We start from the raw sequence: 16,289 nt of genomic DNA, 5'->3' as shown, positions 1-16,289 counted from the left end.
TGTGCAGTCCCGCAGGGACCCTGTGTCCGGGTGCGAACGGCGACGGCCCCGCGCACGCCGTCGTGGCGTGCGCGGGGCCGTTCCGGCCGGGGCGGGGGGTCAGTCCCGCCGGTTCTCCGGGCCTTCGTCGTCCTTGTCGGAGCCCTCGTCCGGCGCGGTCGCGCCGGACGGTCCGGCGGCGGTCGCGCCGCCCTCGGCGGGCTCCTGGGCGGTGGCGTCCGGGGCCGCCGGGCCGGGCTGGGCCTGCACCGCCACGGGGGCGCCGCCGGCGGCCGTCGGCTTGGTGGAGGGCCTGCCGCGGCGGGAGTTGCGGCGCTCCAGCCAGATCGCGAACCGGCTCAGGGACAGGTTGATGACGATGTAGATGATCGCGCAGATGATCGCCGCGGGGATGACGTTGCTCTCGCGGGTCGCCACCAGGGTGAAGCTGCGCAGCAGCTCCGGGAAGGCGACGATGTAGCCCAGCGCGGAGTCCTTGAGCAGGACCACCAGCTGGGCGACGATCGCGGGCATCATCGAGGTGATCGCCTGCGGGATGAGGATCAGCCACATGTTCTGGGTCTTCGTCATACCGATGGCCTGCGCCGCCTCGGACTGCCCCTTGGGCACGGCGAGCACACCGGCGCGGAACACCTCCGCCAGCACCGACCCGTTGTACAGGGTCAGACCCGTGACGACGGCGACCAGCGCCGTCACCTGGAACGTGCCGGTGGGGATGTCGAACACCTGGTACGCCACGATGGGCAGCGCCATCGTGAAGAAGATCAGCATCAGCAGCGGGATGCCGCGGAAGAACTCCACGACGGCCCCGGCCGGGACGCGGATCCACCAGTGGTCCGACATGCGGCCGATACCGAACACGAGGCCGAACGCGATGGCGAGCACCGCGGCGGTCAGGGCGGCCGTCAGGGTGTTCTGGAGGCCCGGGATGACGTAGTCGGTCCAGGTGTCGGGCCGCAGGAACGGCTCCCACTTCTCGGCCGTCCACTGCCCGGTCGGGTTGACCGCCCAGGTGGCGGGGTCGAACAACCCCGTCTCCCGCTCGGTCAGGGTGCGGTTGAAGCCCAGGTACAGGATCGCCAGGCCGATCGCGAAGAGGATCAGCGTGCCGACGGTGTAGACCGCGTTGCGGGCACGGGCCTTGGGGCCCGGCGCGTCGAAGAGGACGCTCTGCGCACTCATCGGACCACCGCCATGCGCTTGGAGAGCCAGCCGAAGAAGTAGCCCGTCGGCAGGGTCAGGATCAGGAAGCCGATCGCGAAGCCGACGAAGGTCGGCAGGACCGGCGCGATGCCCTGGTCGAACATGAGCTTCATCTCCCTGGACGCCTCCTGAACGCCCAGCCCCGCGACGGAGGCGACGGTCGTGTTCTTGGTCAGCGCGATGAGCACGCTGCCCAGCGGGCCGACGACGGTTCGCAGAGCCTGCGGGATGACGATCAGCCGCAGGTTCTGGGTGAAGGTCAGACCCAGGGAACGGGCCGCCTCCACCTGGCCGAGGGGGATGGTGTTGATGCCCGAGCGCAGCGACTCGGAGACGAAGCAGGCGGTGTAGGCGGAGAGGCCGATGACCGCCCACCAGAACACGTCCCACGCGACGGTGCCGGACAGGCTCAGCCCGAGGGCGCTGTTGAGGCCCAGCCCGCAGAACAGCAGGACCAGGGTCAGGGGGGTGTTCCTGACGCCCTCCACGTAGGCCGTGGAGATGGCGCGCAGCAGCGGGACGGGGGAGACCCGCATCGCGGTGAGCAGGATGCCCAGAACGAAGGAGAAGAGAGCGCTGAGGAGGGTGAGCCGGACGGTCCATGAGAAACCGTCGACAACCCTGTCGATATTGCTGAGAAAGGCTTCCATGGGTCCCAGCTGGTCAAGGGCCGCGCGGCGGAACGGGAGTCCGGTTCCGCCGCGGGCGCGCGGTCAGTACGGGGTGGACTCAGGCGCAGTCCTCGAGCGCGGGGACCTCCTCCTCGAAGGCGAAGTCGGTGGCGCCGAAGGCGTTCTCGAGGGCCTCGGTCGCGGCGCCCTCCTCCCACATCTGGGTGATGGCGGCGTTGACCTCCTCGCAGCGCTCGGTGGAGCCGGCGGGCAGGCCCACGCCGTACTTCTCCTCGCCGAACGGGTTGTTGACCATCCGGTAGGTGTCCGGGTTCTGCGCGGCGAAGCCCGCGAGGATGGTGTTGTCCGTGGTCACCGCGTCGACGGTGCCGTTGCCGAGGAGCTCCAGGCACTCGGAGTAGTTGCCGGCCTCGCGCAGCTCGGCGTCGATGCCCATGTCGTCGACGATGTTGTTGGCCGACCGCGAACCGGAGGCGGAGCACAGCACCTGGCCGGACAGGTCCTCCGGCCCCTCGATGTCGGTGTTGTCGGCGGCCACCAGGATGTCCTGCTGGGCGACGTAGTACGGGCCCGCGAAGTCGACGACCTGGCGGCGCTCGTCGGTGATCGAGTAGGTGGCGATCACCATGTCGACGGTGCCCTGCTGGAGGAAGGACTCGCGGTTCGCGGAGGCCGCCTCCTCCCAGTTGATCTGCTCCGGGGAGTAGCCGAGCTCGCCGGCGATGTAGGTGGCCACGTCGACGTCGAAGCCCACGGGGGTGTCCCCCTCCAGGAGGCCCAGACCCGGCTGGTCGTACTTGACGCCGATGGTGATGGTGTCGCCACCGCCCTCGCCGCCGTCGCCACCGCCCTCGCCGCCACCGCCGACGTCGGCGGTGCCACAGGCGGTGAGAGCGAAGGCCAGAGCCGCGGTGCCGCCCAGGATGCTGCTGATGCGTCCGACTCGCATGTCGGATACCTCTTCCTTGAGTTCGGGAGAAGGGGAAGGAAAGGGGAGACCTAGTGGGTCAGGATCTTGGAGAGGAAGTCCTGGGCCCGCTCGGACCGGGGGTTCGTGAAGAACTCGTCCGGAGTGTTCTCCTCGACGATCTGGCCGTCGGCCATGAAGACGACGCGGTTGGCGGCGCGACGGGCGAAGCCCATCTCATGGGTGACGACGACCATGGTCATGCCTTCGGTCGCCAGGTCGGTCATGACGTCCAGGACCTCCTGGACCATCTCCGGGTCGAGCGCAGAGGTGGGCTCGTCGAAGAGGAGCACCTTGGGGTTCATCGCCAGGGCCCGGGCGATGGCCACACGCTGCTGCTGCCCGCCGGAGAGCTGGGCCGGGTACTTGTTCGCCTGGTTGCCGATCCGGACCCGGTCCAGGAGCTCCATGCCGCGCTTCTCGGCATCGGCCTTGGACTGGCGAAGGACCTTGACGGGCCCCAGGGTCACGTTCTGCAACACGGTCTTGTGCGCGAACAGGTTGAAGGACTGGAACACCATGCCGACATCGCTGCGGAGCTTGGCGAGACCGCGTCCCTCCGCCGGCAGGGGCTGGCCGTCCAGGGTGATGACCCCGGAGTCGATGGTCTCCAAGCGGTTGATCGCTCGGCACAGAGTCGACTTTCCGGACCCGGACGGTCCGATGACGACTACCACCTCGCCGGAGTTAACCGTCAGATTGATGTCTTGGAGCACGTGCAGGTCGCCGAAGTGCTTGTTGACGTTCTCCAGCACGACGAGAGGAGTTGATGTCATGTGGGGAACTTAGTGGGTTCGACGAGCACTGTCACCCTGAAAACGCCACCCGAATTCGCGGTGGCGCACTTGTTACAGACTCACGACTGGAAACGTTACCAGTGAACGTTGTTCGGTTTGATATCGCCACGCTGGGTGTTTGTCCGGTGGCGTTTCAGATTCGGCGTCTCGACTATCGGCCGTCCGGAAAACGTCGCGGAACCGGGTCGATAACGCGACGCGCCGACGCGCCCCGGAGGACGGGCCGCGTTGCGCGCCCGGACGGGGCGGCCGGGGACCGCGGCCGTCCCCGGGCGGTGCGCCGCACCGGATAGCCTGGTCCCGTGAGCCAGAGTCGTACCTACCAAGTGCGGACCTACGGCTGCCAGATGAACGTCCACGACTCCGAGCGCCTCTCCGGTCTGCTGGAGGACGCTGGGTACGCGCGCGCAGCCGAGGACACCACCGCAGACATCGTCGTGTTCAACACCTGTGCGGTCAGGGAGAACGCCGACAACCGCCTCTACGGCAACCTCGGGCACCTGCGCCCGGTCAAGGATGCCAACCCGGGGATGCAGATCGCCGTCGGCGGCTGCCTCGCCCAGAAGGACCGCGGCGAGATCGTGCGCCGCGCGCCCTGGGTCGACGTCGTCTTCGGCACCCACAACATCGGCTCCCTGCCCACGCTGCTGGAGCGCGCCCGCGTCCAGCGCGAGGCGCAGGTGGAGATCGCCGAGTCCCTGGAGCACTTCCCGTCCACGCTTCCCAGCCGCCGTGAGTCCGCGTACGCGGCGTGGGTGTCGATCTCCGTCGGCTGCAACAACACCTGCACCTTCTGCATCGTGCCCGCGCTGCGGGGCAAGGAGCAGGACCGCCGCCCCGGCGACGTGCTCGCCGAGGTGCGCGCCCTGGTCGCCGAGGGCGTCAGCGAGATCACCCTGCTCGGCCAGAACGTCAACGCCTACGGCAGCGGCTTCGGCGACCGGCAGGCCTTCTCCAAGCTGCTGCGCGCCTGCGGCGGGATCGAGGGGCTGGAGCGCGTGCGCTTCACCTCCCCGCACCCGAAGGACTTCACCGACGACGTCATCGAGGCCATGGCCGAGACGCCCAACGTCATGCCGCAGCTCCACATGCCGCTGCAGTCCGGGTCCAGCAAGGTCCTCAAGGACATGCGCCGCTCCTACCGCCAGGAGCGCTTCCTCGGCATCGTGGAGAAGGTGCGCGCCGCCATGCCGCACGCCGCGATCACCACGGACATCATCGTGGGCTTCCCCGGGGAGACGGAGGAGGACTTCCAGGAGACCCTCCACGTGGTCCGCGAGGCCCGCTTCTCCATGGCGTACACCTTCCAGTACTCCAAGCGCCCGGGAACCCCGGCGGCCACCATGGACGGCCAGGTGCCGCCGGACGTGGTCAAGGACCGCTACCAGCGGCTGGTGGAGCTCCAGGACGGGATCTCCTGGGAGGAGAACAAGAAGCTCGTCGGCCGGGAGGTCGACCTGCTGGTCTCCGAGGGCGAGGGCAAGAAGGACGGCGAGCACCGCCGCCTGTCCGGTCGCGCCCCGGACAACCGCCTGGTCCACTTCGCGGTGGGCGACGGCGAGGAGCCGCGCCCCGGCGACGTGGTGACCGTCGAGGTCACCTACGCCGCACCGCACCACCTGGTGTCCGACTCGGGGATCCGCGGACTGCGCCGCACCCGTTCGGGCGACGCCTGGGCGGCCCGCAACGGCCGCCCGGTCGCGGACGCCAAACCGGACGTCCTGCTGGGCATGCCCGGGATCGGGGCCCCGGCCCAGCAGCCCGCCGCCGTCGGCGGGTGCTGCGACGCCTGAGGCGTCCGACCGGGAGGGCCCCGGAGGTGCGAGCCCGGGACGAACACGCACGCCCCCCTGCGCCGTGGCGCAGGGGGGCGGCGCCGTTCCCGGGATCCCGGACCCGTCCTCCCGTGCCCGCGGCACGGGAGGACGGGACCGGCCTCAGAGCCGGACCGGGAGGCTGTCCAGGCGCAGGGCGCCGGGGACGGCCCCCGGCCGGGGGCCGCGCCCGGGAACCAGGGACAGGTCCGGATGGGCGGAGACCAGCGCACCGACGCCGATCTCCCCCTCCTGGCGGGCCAGGGCGGCGCCCAGGCAGTAGTGGACGCCGTGCCCGAACCCGACGTGCGCCTCCCCCGGCCTGCCGTGGTGGCGTGTGATGTCGAACCTCTGGGGCTCCGGGTGGACCCGCGGGTCGCGGTTGGCGCCGCCGATGACCGCGATCGCCCGCGCCCCGGCGGCCACGCGGCCGGAGCGCAGTTCGACGTCCTCGACGGCGTACCTCGCCTTGGCGATCACCGCGGTGCCGCCGTAGCGGAGCATCTCGTGCACGGCCGAGGGCAGCAGCCCCGGGTCCTCGCGGAGCATCCCCCACTGGTCCGGATGCCCGAGCAGGGCGCGGACGCCGTTGCCGAGCAGGTGCGCGGTCGTCTCGTGGCCGGCGATGACCAGCGTGAACACCAGTGTGATCAGCTCGCTCTCACTGAGGCGTCCGCCGTCCTCGTCGCGTGCCCGGACCAGGGCGCCGAGCAGGTCGTCGGTCGGCTCGGCGCGCCGGGCGGCCAGCATCCCCCTGATGTGCTCGACCATCTCCCCGAGGGCGCTGTTCATGAGTTCGGGCCGGCTCGGGTCGAAGGCGGACAGCCGCTCGCTCCAGGACCGCCAGGCGGGGCGCTCCTCCACGGGGACCCCGACCAGGTCGCAGATGACCGCGATGGGCAGCGGGTAGGCGAAGTGCGGCATGAGGTCCACGACCCCGTCGCCGTCGGCGAGCTCCGGGAGCCGCGCGATCAGCTCGTCGGCGATCTCCTGGACGGCGGGGCGCATCGCGTTGACGCGCCGCACGGTGAACGTGCGCGAGACGAGCTTGCGCAGCCGGGTGTGGTCCTCGGCGTCCTTGTCGAGGAGGGACTCGGTCAGATAGGTGACCAGGTCGGGGTTGATGCCCAGCCCGGTGAGGGCGTCGGAGCGCCTGGCGGTGACCTCTCCGGCGACGTTGGCGGGGTCGAGGACGAACCGCCGGTCGCCCAGGATGGTGCGCACGTCCTCGTCGTCCACGAAGAGCGTGGCCTCCATCGTGTCGACGAACAGGGCCGGCGCCGACCCGCCCGCCGATCGGACCCGCTCGATCACCGGGAAGGGGTCGGTGGCGAACCCGGGTGCGCGCAGGTCGATGAGGTCGTCTCGGGCGGACGGGGGGTTGGCTGTCATGGGCCCTCCTCGGGAGGTGTCAGGTGGTGCCTGGTGTCTGCTTCAGCCGTGCGATCTCCGCGTGCATGCTCCTGTCCAGGGCGGAGAAGATCTCCAGGGCCCTGACCTGGGCCTTGCGCGTGTTCTCCGGTGGTGCGTCCTGCTCCAGGAGCAGTCGGACGCTCTGTGCCATGAGGTCGGCGCGCGTGCCGTGGTCGGGCACGTGCATCCCCTGCTCCTCCAGGACGGGCGGGGTGACCAGGTGGCCGAGGACGAGCGCGTTGTAGGCGTACAGCTGGTCGTCCACGGGCGGGTCCGGGCGCAGGAGCCCGAGGTCGCGCAGCGCGTCCCAGTAGGCCCTCATGGCCCTGTGGCGCTCGCGGACCGTCCCCCCGACGAGGGCGGCCGCGTCCCGTGAGAGGGCCCCCAGGGACTCGGTGCCCCCGGTGAGGACGGCCCGCATCAGCGGTGAGTCGAGGTGGTTCAGGTACAGGGAGCGGGCGACCTCGCTGGGCCGCGCGTTGTCCGGCGACCTGCCCACGACCTCCAGGACCTGCCGCATCAGGCCGAGCTGGGCCCGCATGACCACCGCGAGCAGCAGCGTCTCCTTGGTGGCGAAGTGGAGGTAGACGGTGCCCTTGCCGACCTTCGCCCTCCTGGCGACGTCCTCGACGGTGATCTTGCGGCGCCCCCAGGCCACCAGCAGCTCCTCCGCGGCGTCCAGGATGCGGTCGGCCCTCAGTTCCCGTTCGGCCGCGGCCGCGTCTGCGGCCGGGGAGGGGAGGGTGGAGGCGCCCGGGGGCGTGTCGGTCGACGGGCTCACGATGTGCTCCTGCGAGTCGGGGACGGACGGGATGCGGTTTGACCACGCGTGTTGACGCGACGACCATATCCCCACCCCTCCTCTCTGACTCCGTGACCAGATTTGAAAACTGGTCACATAGTCAAGATAGGCGAAGGAGCCCCCGGGGACAAGGGGTGCACGACACCGGGGGCCGGGCCCGGTCGGGCCCGGCCCCCGGAACGGCCGAAGGGAGCGGGAGGCGCTACCCGGGGGAGCGCTGCCCGTGCGGGACCAGCGTCGCCACGTCCACCAGGGCCTCACCGGGCTCCTCCGGAGAACCGGACAGGGCCGTCTCCACCTGGGACAGCGCACGCTCGACCAGGTCGGGGGCGTCGTGGGGCAGCCAGCGGACCCGGGGGTCGCGGCGGAACCACGACTCCTGGCGGCGGGCGAAGCGCCGGGTCGCCTGGGCGGTGGCCGCCTTCGCCTCCTCCTCGGACATCTCGCCGTCGAGCTGGGCCAGGGCCTGGGCGTACCCGAGGGCGCGGGACGCCGTACGTCCCTCGCGCAGTCCCAGCCCGTCCAGGACACGGACCTCGTCCAGCAGGCCCTGGTCCCACATGCGCTCCACACGGGCGTCGATGCGCTCGTCCAGCGAGGGGCGGGGGGAGGACAGGCCGATCTGCGTGCACGGGTAGAAGGACGTGTGGTCCGGCAGGTTCGCGGTGAACGGCCGCCCGGTCAGCTCGATGACCTCCAGGGCCCGCACGATCCGCCGCCCGTTCCCGGGCAGGATGGTGCGCGCCGCCGCCGGATCGGCCTCCGCCAGCCGGGCGTGGAGCACCCCCGGGCCCACGTCGCCGAGCTCCGCCTCCAGGCGGGCCCGCACGCCGGGGTCCGTGCCGGGGAACTCCAGGTGGTCCAGGACGGCGCGGACGTAGAGCCCGGACCCGCCCACGAGGACGGGGATGACGTCCCTGTCGGCGCAGTCCTCCACGCGCTCACGGGCCATGTCCTGGTAACTGGCCACGTCCGCGGGCTCGCTGACCTCCCACACGTCCAGCAGGTGGTGGGGCACCTCGCGTCTGTCGGCCTCGCCGAGCTTGGCGGTACCGATGTCCATGCCGCGGTAGAGCTGCATGGAGTCGGCGTTGATGACCTCGCCCCGGCGTCCCGTGCGCTCTTCGAGTCGCAGGGCCACCTCGACGGCGAGATCGGACTTGCCCACAGCGGTCGGGCCGACAACCGCGATCACCTTGATCATCCTTCCAGCGTAGTCAGTTCGCGGCCTGCCCCGGCCGGTCCCGGGCGCCGGGGCTCCCGCCGCCGCCCGGGCGCCGGGGCCCGGGCGGGCGGTCGGGGACACGCCGTGACCACGCCTAGGATGGTCGGCATGCGATTCGCCAAGGGCCACGGAACAGAGAACGACTTCGTGATCCTCCCCGACCCCGACGGGGAGCTCGAACTCACGGAGGAGGCCGTCCGCCTGCTGTGCGACCGCCGCGCGGGCATCGGCGGCGACGGCATCCTGCGCGTGGTGCGCACACGCGCCCTGGGCGAGGCGCTCGCGCCGTCCGCGCGTACCGCGGAACGCGCCGAGTGGTTCATGGACTACCGCAACTCCGACGGGAGCGTCGCGGAGATGTGCGGCAACGGCGTGCGGGTGTTCGCCCGCTACCTGGTGCACGCCGGCCTGGTCGACGGCGACGTCTTCGAGGTGGGCACCAGGGACGGCGCCAAGGAGGTCCGGGTCGGCTCCGAGGGCGACGTCACCGTCGACATGGGCCGGGTCGAGAGGCAGGGCACGTCCTCGGCGAAGCTCGCCCGGCAGGTGGTGCACGGCGCCCAGATCTCGGTGGGCAACCCCCACCTGGCCTGTGAGGTGCCCGGCCCCGTCGCGGACGTGGACCTGACCGAGCCGCCCCTGCTGGACCGCGAGGCCTTCCCCGAGGGCGCCAACGTGGAGGTGTACACCGAGGTCGAGCCCGGTGTCCTCGACATGCGCGTCTTCGAGCGCGGCTCGGGCGAGACCCGCTCCTGCGGCACCGGGATCGTCGCCGCGGCCGCCGCCGCCACCCCTGCCGGCGAGGGCGCCACCTGGCGTGTGAGGGTTCTCGGCGGGGAGTGCACCGTGTTCCTGGACTCCGACGGCGCGAGGATGAGCGGCCCGGCCGCCATCGTGGCGGAGGGCGAGACCTCCCTCCTCTCCTGAGGACCGCGCCGCCCCGCGGCACGGCGGTGCCCGGTCCGCGCGCCGGACCGGACACCGCCTGGTTCGCGGGCGACCCCTCAGGGAGCCCGTACCCCGCCCCGGGTCAGGGACGGTCCCCGATTCCGTTGACCCAGCCGGACCACACGAAGGTCCGGTAGGAGACGGTCACGGGGAGTTCGAGGCCGTGCTGCGCGAGGGAGGACTCGCCGGGCTCCTCCTCGAGCAGGGTGACGTCCCGGTAGAGGAGCGCACCGCTCTCGGAGTCGAAGACGTACCGGTACTCGTTGGTCTGCGAGCCCTCGTCGATCCTGATCTGGAACAGCTCGCCGTCGCGTGCGAGGGGGTCCTGGGTGCTGCCCGCGTACTCGACGCCGTCGAACCCGGAGAGCACGCGCAGGGCGGCGGCCCGCTCGTCGGCGTCCAGCGGGCGGTTCTCGTAGAGGTGGTTCAGGGCGTTGACGAGGGCTCCGTCCGCCTCGGGGCTGTCGGCCGGGACGTCGTCATTCCCCCACTCCAGGAGGGTTTGCGCCAGGATGTCCGCGTCGGTGGGCAGGTCCCTCGGGAGGACGAGGCTCTCGTCCATGGTGCTCTCGAAGTCGTCCGACCGGTCGTCGAGGAACTCCCGGTGCTCCTCGACGTCCCCCCGGGTGTCCTCGGCCTCTCCGGCGGTGCTGATCTCGCGCATGTCGCCGCCGGGGCCCTGCCAGTACTGCCAGTCGTAGGGGATGAAGCCGACGCTGTGCAGGTCGTCCTCGCTGGGCTCCTCCCCGGCGAAGCTGGTGACGGTCAGCAGCTCCTGTCCGGTCGAGGAGACATGGGCGACATCGCCGTCGCCGGGTGCGTCGTCGCCCTCCGCGGCCGTGTCGGCGAGGTCGAGGAGCCGCTCCGCGCCGGGTTCGGGCGCGCCCCCGGTGACCTCGATCGGGTCCGGTGGCGCAGCGTACGCGGAGGGGATGCCCGCGGGGCCCCCGCCCGCGGCGCCGACCACCAGGGCGGCGGCGGTGGTGGCGGCGACCAGGGTCGCGGCTCCGGCGAGGACGGGGATCCGGCGCCACAGGGGGCGTCGGGCGGGTGCGGCGTCGAGCATGGCGATGGCCTTCGTGCGTGCGCGTTGGCGGTCGGGGAAGGAAGCGGTCGCCCCGGCACGGGGGTCGCTGTCGTTCAGGAGCGCGCGAAGCGCGGTGACGTCGTCCACGACGCCTCCTCTCTGTCAGGGCTGTCGGAAGCGGGTCGGGCGGTGTCGTCCATGAGGGCCTGGAGCCGTCGGCGGGCGCGGTGGAGGCGGCCCCGCGCGGTCACGGGGGCGCAGCCCACCACCCGGGCCGCCTCGCGGCTGCTCAGCCCCTCCCAGGTCACGAGCATCACGAGCTCGCGGTCGGTGTCGGAGAGCCCGGCCAGCGCGGTGAGCGCCGACTGGCGCCGGATGACCTGCTCCGTGTCGTCCGGTGAGTCCCGCCAGAGCTGTTCCGGGGGAGTGGGGACCTCGCCGCGCCCGCGGATCTCCCGCAGCGTGGCGAGGGTGATGCGGCGGGCACAGGCGTACAGCCAGGGGAGCTCCCTGTCCGCGGGTACCCTGTCGCGCCGCCGCCAGGCGACGACGAACGCCTCGGAGGCGACGTCGTCGGCCAGGTCGGGGCCGACCCTGCGGCGTGCGTAGTTGTACACCGCGTCGTAGTGCCTCTCGAACACCGCGTTGAACTCCGCGTGCCCGGGCGGGTCGCCGTCGTGGCTCGTCACCATCGGCAACTCCTCTCTGTCACCCTCTTGTGTCGCCCGGGCGGTCGTTGTTCGAGGGGGAGGGGGAGAAATCGCGCGAACGGGTGTGATGTGGGGCACATGGGGTGGGATGGTCGCCGGGGTGCGGCGGGGCGGAGGCCGGGAGCGGGCGGGCTCGGTGGGGCCGGTGCGGAGGTGTCGGGGCGGAGGCGGTAGGGCCGGGAGGGGCGGTCCCGGGTGTGGGGCGGGGCGCGGGCACGCCGGAGCCGCCGGGGGTGGGGTCCCCCTGATTCAAGGAAAGCACCTGTTCACCGTTCGGGGACAACCCCGTCCCGGGCCTGTGGACGGGGCACGCCCCGGGTCAGCGCCCCAGCAGCTGGTCGACGGTGAGACCGCGCAGCGACGCGTCGAGGACGCGCGCGGTGTGGGTCACCGCGACCCGCCTCCCCGCGCGCTCCATCGCCGACGCGATCTGGAGCGCGCACCCGGGGTTGCCCGACACCAGCGCGTCGGCGCCGGTGGAGGCCACGTCCCGGCCCTTGCGGTCGCCGAGTTCCCGTGCGGCGTCGGGCTTGAGCAGGTTGTAGACGCCCGCCGAACCGCAGCAGACCTCCTTGTCCGGCAGGTCGGACACGCGCAGCCCCGGAATGCCGGCGAGGAGGGCACGGGGCGCCTGTGTGATCCCCTGGCCGTGGGAGAGGTGGCACGCGTCGTGGTACGCCGTGTGCAGCGGGAGGGGATGGCGCTCGGCCCGCGGGCCCAGGTCCACCAGGAACTCGGTGAGGTCCACGACCTTCGCCGACATGTCGCGCGCGCGACGCACCCACGCGTCGTCCGCGCCCGCCTCGGCCAGGGTACGGTCGAAGTGCTTCATGCTGGAGCCGCATCCGGCGGAGTTGACCACGACCCGGTCGACGCGCGCCCGCTCGAACACCTCGACGAGGCGCCGGGCGAAGGCAGCGGACTCCTCCGACCGCCCGGAGTGCCCGGACAGGGCGCCGCAGCACCCCTGGGTGCGGGGGACGACCACGTCGCAGCCCTCCATCGCCAGCACGCGCGCGGTCGCGGTGTTGACCTCGGGGAAGAACGCGCCCTGGACGCACCCCACGAGCATCCCCACCCTGGCCCGGGCCCTCCCCACGGCGGGCACCAGGGGCGGGAGCGGGGGAGGGGGCGACGACAGCGGCGGTGCGATGCGCTCCATGGCGGCCAGGGCCGGGGAGATCCGCTCCAGGAGGCCCGAGCGCCGGACGAGGGAGGACGCCCCGGTGGCCCCGTAGGCGCGCAGCGGTCCGCGCATGAGGCGCAACCTGCGCCGGTACGGGAACAGGGAGAAGATCGCGCCCCGCAGCACCCGCTCCCCCCGCGGCCGTTCGTGCTCCCTCTCCACCCTGTTCCGCGTGTGCTCGATGAGGGCGTCGTAGGCCACCCCCGACGGGCACGAGGAGACGCAGGCCAGACACCCCAGGCAGTTGTCGAAGTGGCCGACCGCCGTCTCCGTGAGGACGTCCTCGGTGTGCATCTGGGTCATCAGGTGGATACGTCCGCGCGGTGAGTCCATCTCCTGTCCCCACAGCACGTTCGTGGGGCAGGTGGGGAGGCAGAACCCGCAGTGGACGCAGTCGTTCAACAGGTCGCCGAACACCTGGTCCCGTTCGCGTGGAGCCTCCGGCGGCTGGTCGGTCACGTGCACTCCCTCAGGTCCTGGAAGGTTCGGGCGCCGGGTTCAGGCGCCGTCGGCGAAGCGCCCCGGGGCCAGGCGGCGGCCGGGGTCGAAGGAGTCCCTGACGGCCCGCATCAGCGGCAGGCCGGGGATCTCGCCCCACGGGTCCACCCCGGCGGCGTGGACGTGCGGTTCCGCGCGCAGCAGGGTGGCCGACCAGCCGGGGCGGGAGCGGGCCCCCGCCACCGTGTCCGCCACGGCCCCCGCGGGCGCGCCCGGGGCGAACGAGACGAAGAGCGCGCCGCGCGGCACCGAACCGGTGACCACCGCGTCCGTCCCGTGCGCGCGGCCGGCCAGGGCGCCCAGCGCCTCGGCGGCCTCCGCCGACTCGGCGGGCGGCACGGACACCCGGACGACCGTGCCCTCGGAGGGGAGCAGCCCCCACCCCGCCGGCAGTTCCCGGTCCACCTGTGGCCCGGGCGGCGCGGCGCCCTCCCGCGGCGCGGCCCCGCGCAGGACCGAGAGCACGGTGGCGGTCCTGGCCTCCAGCCCCTCCGGCGTCCCCTCCAGCACGACGCGCAGGCAGGGGCCGTGGTGAGGGACGGCCGGGGACGGCGGGGCCGGGGCGGTGCGGTCGGCGTCGGTCGGGGGTGGTGGGGGGAGACGGGTGGGTTGGGTTGCGCCGGAGGCGTCGGTTGAGGGTGGTGGGGGGAGACGGGTGGGTTGGGTTGCGCCGGAGGCGTCGGTTGAGGGTGGTGGGGGGAGACGGGTGGGTTGGGTTGCGCCGGAGGCGTCGGTTGAGGGTGGCGGAGGGAGACGGGAGGGCCAGTGGAGCTCCACCGCCGCAGGCACGACCGTGGTCGCGCGCAGGGCGGCCGTGATCCGCTCCGCGTGACCGCGGGAGGCCAGGGGGATGGTCACCACCCGCAGGGCGGGCGGCAGCGGGTGCAGGCGGAAGGCCACCGAAGCGATCACGCCGAGGGTGCCGAGGCCTCCCGTGTGCAGTTTCGCCAGGTCGTACCCTGCCACGTTCTTGACCACCCGGCCGCCGCTGCGGGCCACCACCCCGTCGGCCCGCACGACGGTCATGCCGATGACCAGGTCGCGCAGGGCGCCGGTGAGCAGGCGGCGCGGGCCGGACACTCCTGTGGCGACCATGCCGCCGACGGTTCCGCCCTCGCGCACGGGGTCGACGGACAGGCGCTGTCCGGCGGCCTCCAGCACGGCGAAGAGGTCGGCGACGGGGGTGCCGGCCCCGACCTCGACGACGAGGTCGCCCGCGATGTGGTCGATCCACGACAGGCCGCCGGTGTCGACGACCAGGTCGGCGGAGCGCGGGACCCCGCCCCAGTCCATGGCGGTACCGTGGCCGCGCGCGACGACGGTGAGTCCCCGCCTCCCGGACACGGCCATGATCCGGGCGAGGGCGTCGGCGTCTGCGGGCCGTGCCACGTACCCGGGGACGAGGGTCCCCACGGCGTCGTCGGCGGTCCCCCTCCTCAGGGCGCAGCCCTCGACCTGCAGCTTCTCCGCGGGTGTCACGTGTCCTCCCTCGTCGTCGGAGCCGTCGCTCAGAACTGGTCGGCCCGCCCGGACTCCACGAGCGGGTGCACGCCCCTGCGCACGCCGGGCCGTTCGCCGCACAGGCGCGGCGTGGGGAGCAGCTTGTCCGGGTTGGCGATGCCGTCCGGGTCGAAGGACCGGCGGAACAGGTCGAACGTCGCCAGGTCGTCGGGACCGTACATGCGCGGCATCTTGCACGCCTTGTCCACGCCCACGCCGTGTTCCCCGGTGATGGAGCCGCCGTGTTCGATACACAGGTCGAGGATGGCCCCGGAGACCTCCTCGGCCCTGTCCGCCGCGCCGGGCTCGGTGTCGTCGAACAGCACCAGGGGGTGGAGGTTGCCGTCGCCGGCGTGGAAGACGTTGGCGACGCGGATGCCGCTGGACTCCGACAGCTCGGTGATGCGGCGCAGCACCTCGGGCAGGGCGGTGCGGGGGACGACGCCGTCCTGGACGATGTAGGCGGGGCTGATCCTCCCCACCGCGGCGAACGCCGACTTGCGCCCCTTCCAGATGCGGGCGCGCTCCTCGGGGCCGCTGGCGGTCCGGGTCTCGAAGGAGCCCGCCTCGCCGCACAGCCGGACGACCTCGGCGAGCTGGGCGTCGACCTCCGCGGCGGGGCCGTCCAGCTCCACGACCAGCACGGCCGCCGCACCCTGCGGGTAGTCGCAGGCGACGGCCTTCTCGGCGGCCTCGATGGCGAGCGCGTCCATCATCTCCATGGCGGAGGGCAGCACTCCGGCGGCGATCACCGAGCTGACCGCCCGCCCGCCCGCGTCCATCGACGTGAACGCGGACAGCAGGGTCACGGTCTTCTGCGGGGCGCGGGTCAGGTTGACGGTGATGCGTGTGGCGATGCCGAGCGTGCCCTCGGAGCCGACGAACGCGCCGATGAGGTCGTAGCCGGGGGCGTCGGGGCTCCGGCCGCCGAGGCTGACGAGTTCGCCGGAGGGGGTGACGATGTCGAGGCCGCGCACGTGGTTGACGGTGAACCCGTACTTGAGGCAGTGGGCGCCGCCGGAGTTCTCGGCGACGTTGCCGCCCACCGAGCACACCTGCTGGCTGGAGGGGTCGGGTGCGTAGTAGTACCCGTGGGGGGCCGCGGCGCGGGTGACGTCGAGGTTGGCCACCCCCGGCTCGACGACCGCGCACTCGTTATCGACGTCGATCTCGATGATGCGGCGCATGCGCGAGGTGACGACCAGGACGCCCTCGGCGTGGGGGAGCGCCCCCGCGGAGAGGCCCGTGCCCGCGCCCCGCGGTACGAAGGGGACGCCGCGGTCGGAGCAGAGCCGGACGACGGCGGCGACCTGCTCGGCGGTGGTGGGGAGCACGACGACGCCGGGGACGGACCTGTGGTGGGTGAGCCCGTCGCTCTCGTAGGTGCGTCGCCGGGAGGCGTCGGTCAGGACGCCGTCCTCACCGCAGATGTCGCGCAGCACGGGGACGAGGGCGGCCAGGGCCGCCGGGGTCCGTGTGGCGGGTGCGGTCTCGGTCATGGCGCCTCCCGGGCCGGTCCGGAGAAGTGGGTCCGGGAGCCCTTCCCCGGCTGCGACCTCGCAAGGGG

At 72.6% G+C, this 16,289-nt stretch carries 14 protein-coding genes; 2 read left to right on the top strand and 12 right to left on the bottom strand.

What is annotated here, in order from left to right:
• Nucleotides 1-99: 99 nt before the first annotated feature.
• The 4 genes from OUQ99_RS23835 to OUQ99_RS23820 form a co-directional block, all read right to left on the bottom strand.
• The gene (locus tag OUQ99_RS23835; RefSeq protein ID WP_267946016.1) at nt 100-1,182 is read right to left on the bottom strand and encodes an amino acid ABC transporter permease; all 1,083 of its coding nucleotides are present in this window, start codon (nt 1,180-1,182) and stop codon (nt 100-102) included.
• Complete coding sequence (locus OUQ99_RS23830) at nt 1,179-1,853, bottom strand: amino acid ABC transporter permease (protein WP_267946015.1); 675 nt, start codon at nt 1,851-1,853, stop codon at nt 1,179-1,181. Before OUQ99_RS23830 ends, OUQ99_RS23835 begins: the two co-directional genes overlap by 4 nt.
• 79 nt (nt 1,854-1,932) lie before the next feature.
• Nucleotides 1,933-2,784, bottom strand: a complete 852-nt coding sequence (locus OUQ99_RS23825; RefSeq protein ID WP_267946014.1) for a glutamate ABC transporter substrate-binding protein — start codon at nt 2,782-2,784, stop codon at nt 1,933-1,935.
• 50 nt (nt 2,785-2,834) lie between these two features.
• Nucleotides 2,835-3,578, bottom strand: coding sequence for an amino acid ABC transporter ATP-binding protein (locus tag OUQ99_RS23820; protein ID WP_267946013.1), 744 nt, complete (start codon nt 3,576-3,578; stop codon nt 2,835-2,837).
• 347 nt (nt 3,579-3,925) lie between these two features.
• On the opposite strand from OUQ99_RS23820, the gene miaB reads away from it, so the two are divergent.
• Nucleotides 3,926-5,392, top strand: coding sequence for a tRNA (N6-isopentenyl adenosine(37)-C2)-methylthiotransferase MiaB (gene miaB, locus OUQ99_RS23815; RefSeq protein WP_267950477.1), 1,467 nt, complete (start codon nt 3,926-3,928; stop codon nt 5,390-5,392).
• Nucleotides 5,393-5,536: 144 nt separating this feature from the next.
• On the opposite strand, the gene OUQ99_RS23810 is transcribed toward miaB, so the two are convergent.
• The 3 genes from OUQ99_RS23810 to miaA form a co-directional block, all read right to left on the bottom strand.
• Entirely contained in the window at nt 5,537-6,805 is a 1,269-nt protein-coding gene (locus tag OUQ99_RS23810; protein ID WP_267946012.1) for a cytochrome P450 family protein, read from the bottom strand.
• Nucleotides 6,806-6,824: 19 nt separating this feature from the next.
• Entirely contained in the window at nt 6,825-7,607 is a 783-nt protein-coding gene (locus tag OUQ99_RS23805; protein WP_267946011.1) for a TetR/AcrR family transcriptional regulator, read from the bottom strand.
• Between the two features lie 223 nt (nt 7,608-7,830).
• Nucleotides 7,831-8,832 (bottom strand): tRNA (adenosine(37)-N6)-dimethylallyltransferase MiaA, encoded by a 1,002-nt coding sequence (miaA, locus tag OUQ99_RS23800; protein WP_267946010.1) that lies wholly within the window; start codon nt 8,830-8,832, stop codon nt 7,831-7,833.
• Between the two features lie 120 nt (nt 8,833-8,952).
• On the opposite strand from miaA, the gene dapF reads away from it, so the two are divergent.
• The gene (dapF, locus tag OUQ99_RS23795) at nt 8,953-9,780 is read left to right on the top strand and encodes a diaminopimelate epimerase (RefSeq protein ID WP_267950476.1); all 828 of its coding nucleotides are present in this window, start codon (nt 8,953-8,955) and stop codon (nt 9,778-9,780) included.
• A 103-nt stretch (nt 9,781-9,883) separates the two neighbouring features.
• On the opposite strand, the gene OUQ99_RS23790 is transcribed toward dapF, so the two are convergent.
• From OUQ99_RS23790 to OUQ99_RS23770, 5 genes are all read right to left on the bottom strand, one after another.
• Nucleotides 9,884-10,975, bottom strand: coding sequence for a CU044_5270 family protein (locus OUQ99_RS23790; RefSeq protein WP_267946009.1), 1,092 nt, complete (start codon nt 10,973-10,975; stop codon nt 9,884-9,886).
• On the bottom strand, nt 10,942-11,520 hold the full coding sequence (locus OUQ99_RS23785) for an RNA polymerase sigma factor (protein WP_267946008.1): 579 nt from the start codon (nt 11,518-11,520) through the stop codon (nt 10,942-10,944). Before OUQ99_RS23785 ends, OUQ99_RS23790 begins: the two co-directional genes overlap by 34 nt.
• Nucleotides 11,521-11,857: 337 nt before the next feature.
• Nucleotides 11,858-13,183, bottom strand: coding sequence for a (Fe-S)-binding protein (locus OUQ99_RS23780; RefSeq protein ID WP_267946007.1), 1,326 nt, complete (start codon nt 13,181-13,183; stop codon nt 11,858-11,860).
• Between the two features lie 39 nt (nt 13,184-13,222).
• Complete coding sequence (locus OUQ99_RS23775) at nt 13,223-14,701, bottom strand: FAD-binding oxidoreductase (protein ID WP_267946006.1); 1,479 nt, start codon at nt 14,699-14,701, stop codon at nt 13,223-13,225.
• A 29-nt stretch (nt 14,702-14,730) separates the two neighbouring features.
• A complete protein-coding gene (locus tag OUQ99_RS23770; RefSeq protein ID WP_267946005.1) occupies nt 14,731-16,221 on the bottom strand; it encodes an FAD-linked oxidase C-terminal domain-containing protein in 1,491 nt (496 codons plus the stop codon).
• Nucleotides 16,222-16,289: the final 68 nt, after the last annotated feature.

Source organism: Streptomonospora nanhaiensis (assembly GCF_026642255.1).
Classification (GTDB): Bacteria; Actinomycetota; Actinomycetes; order Streptosporangiales; family Streptosporangiaceae; genus Nocardiopsis; species Nocardiopsis tropica.
Note: the sequence above shows the minus strand (reverse complement) of the source record. Positions and strands in the feature narration are given on the sequence as shown.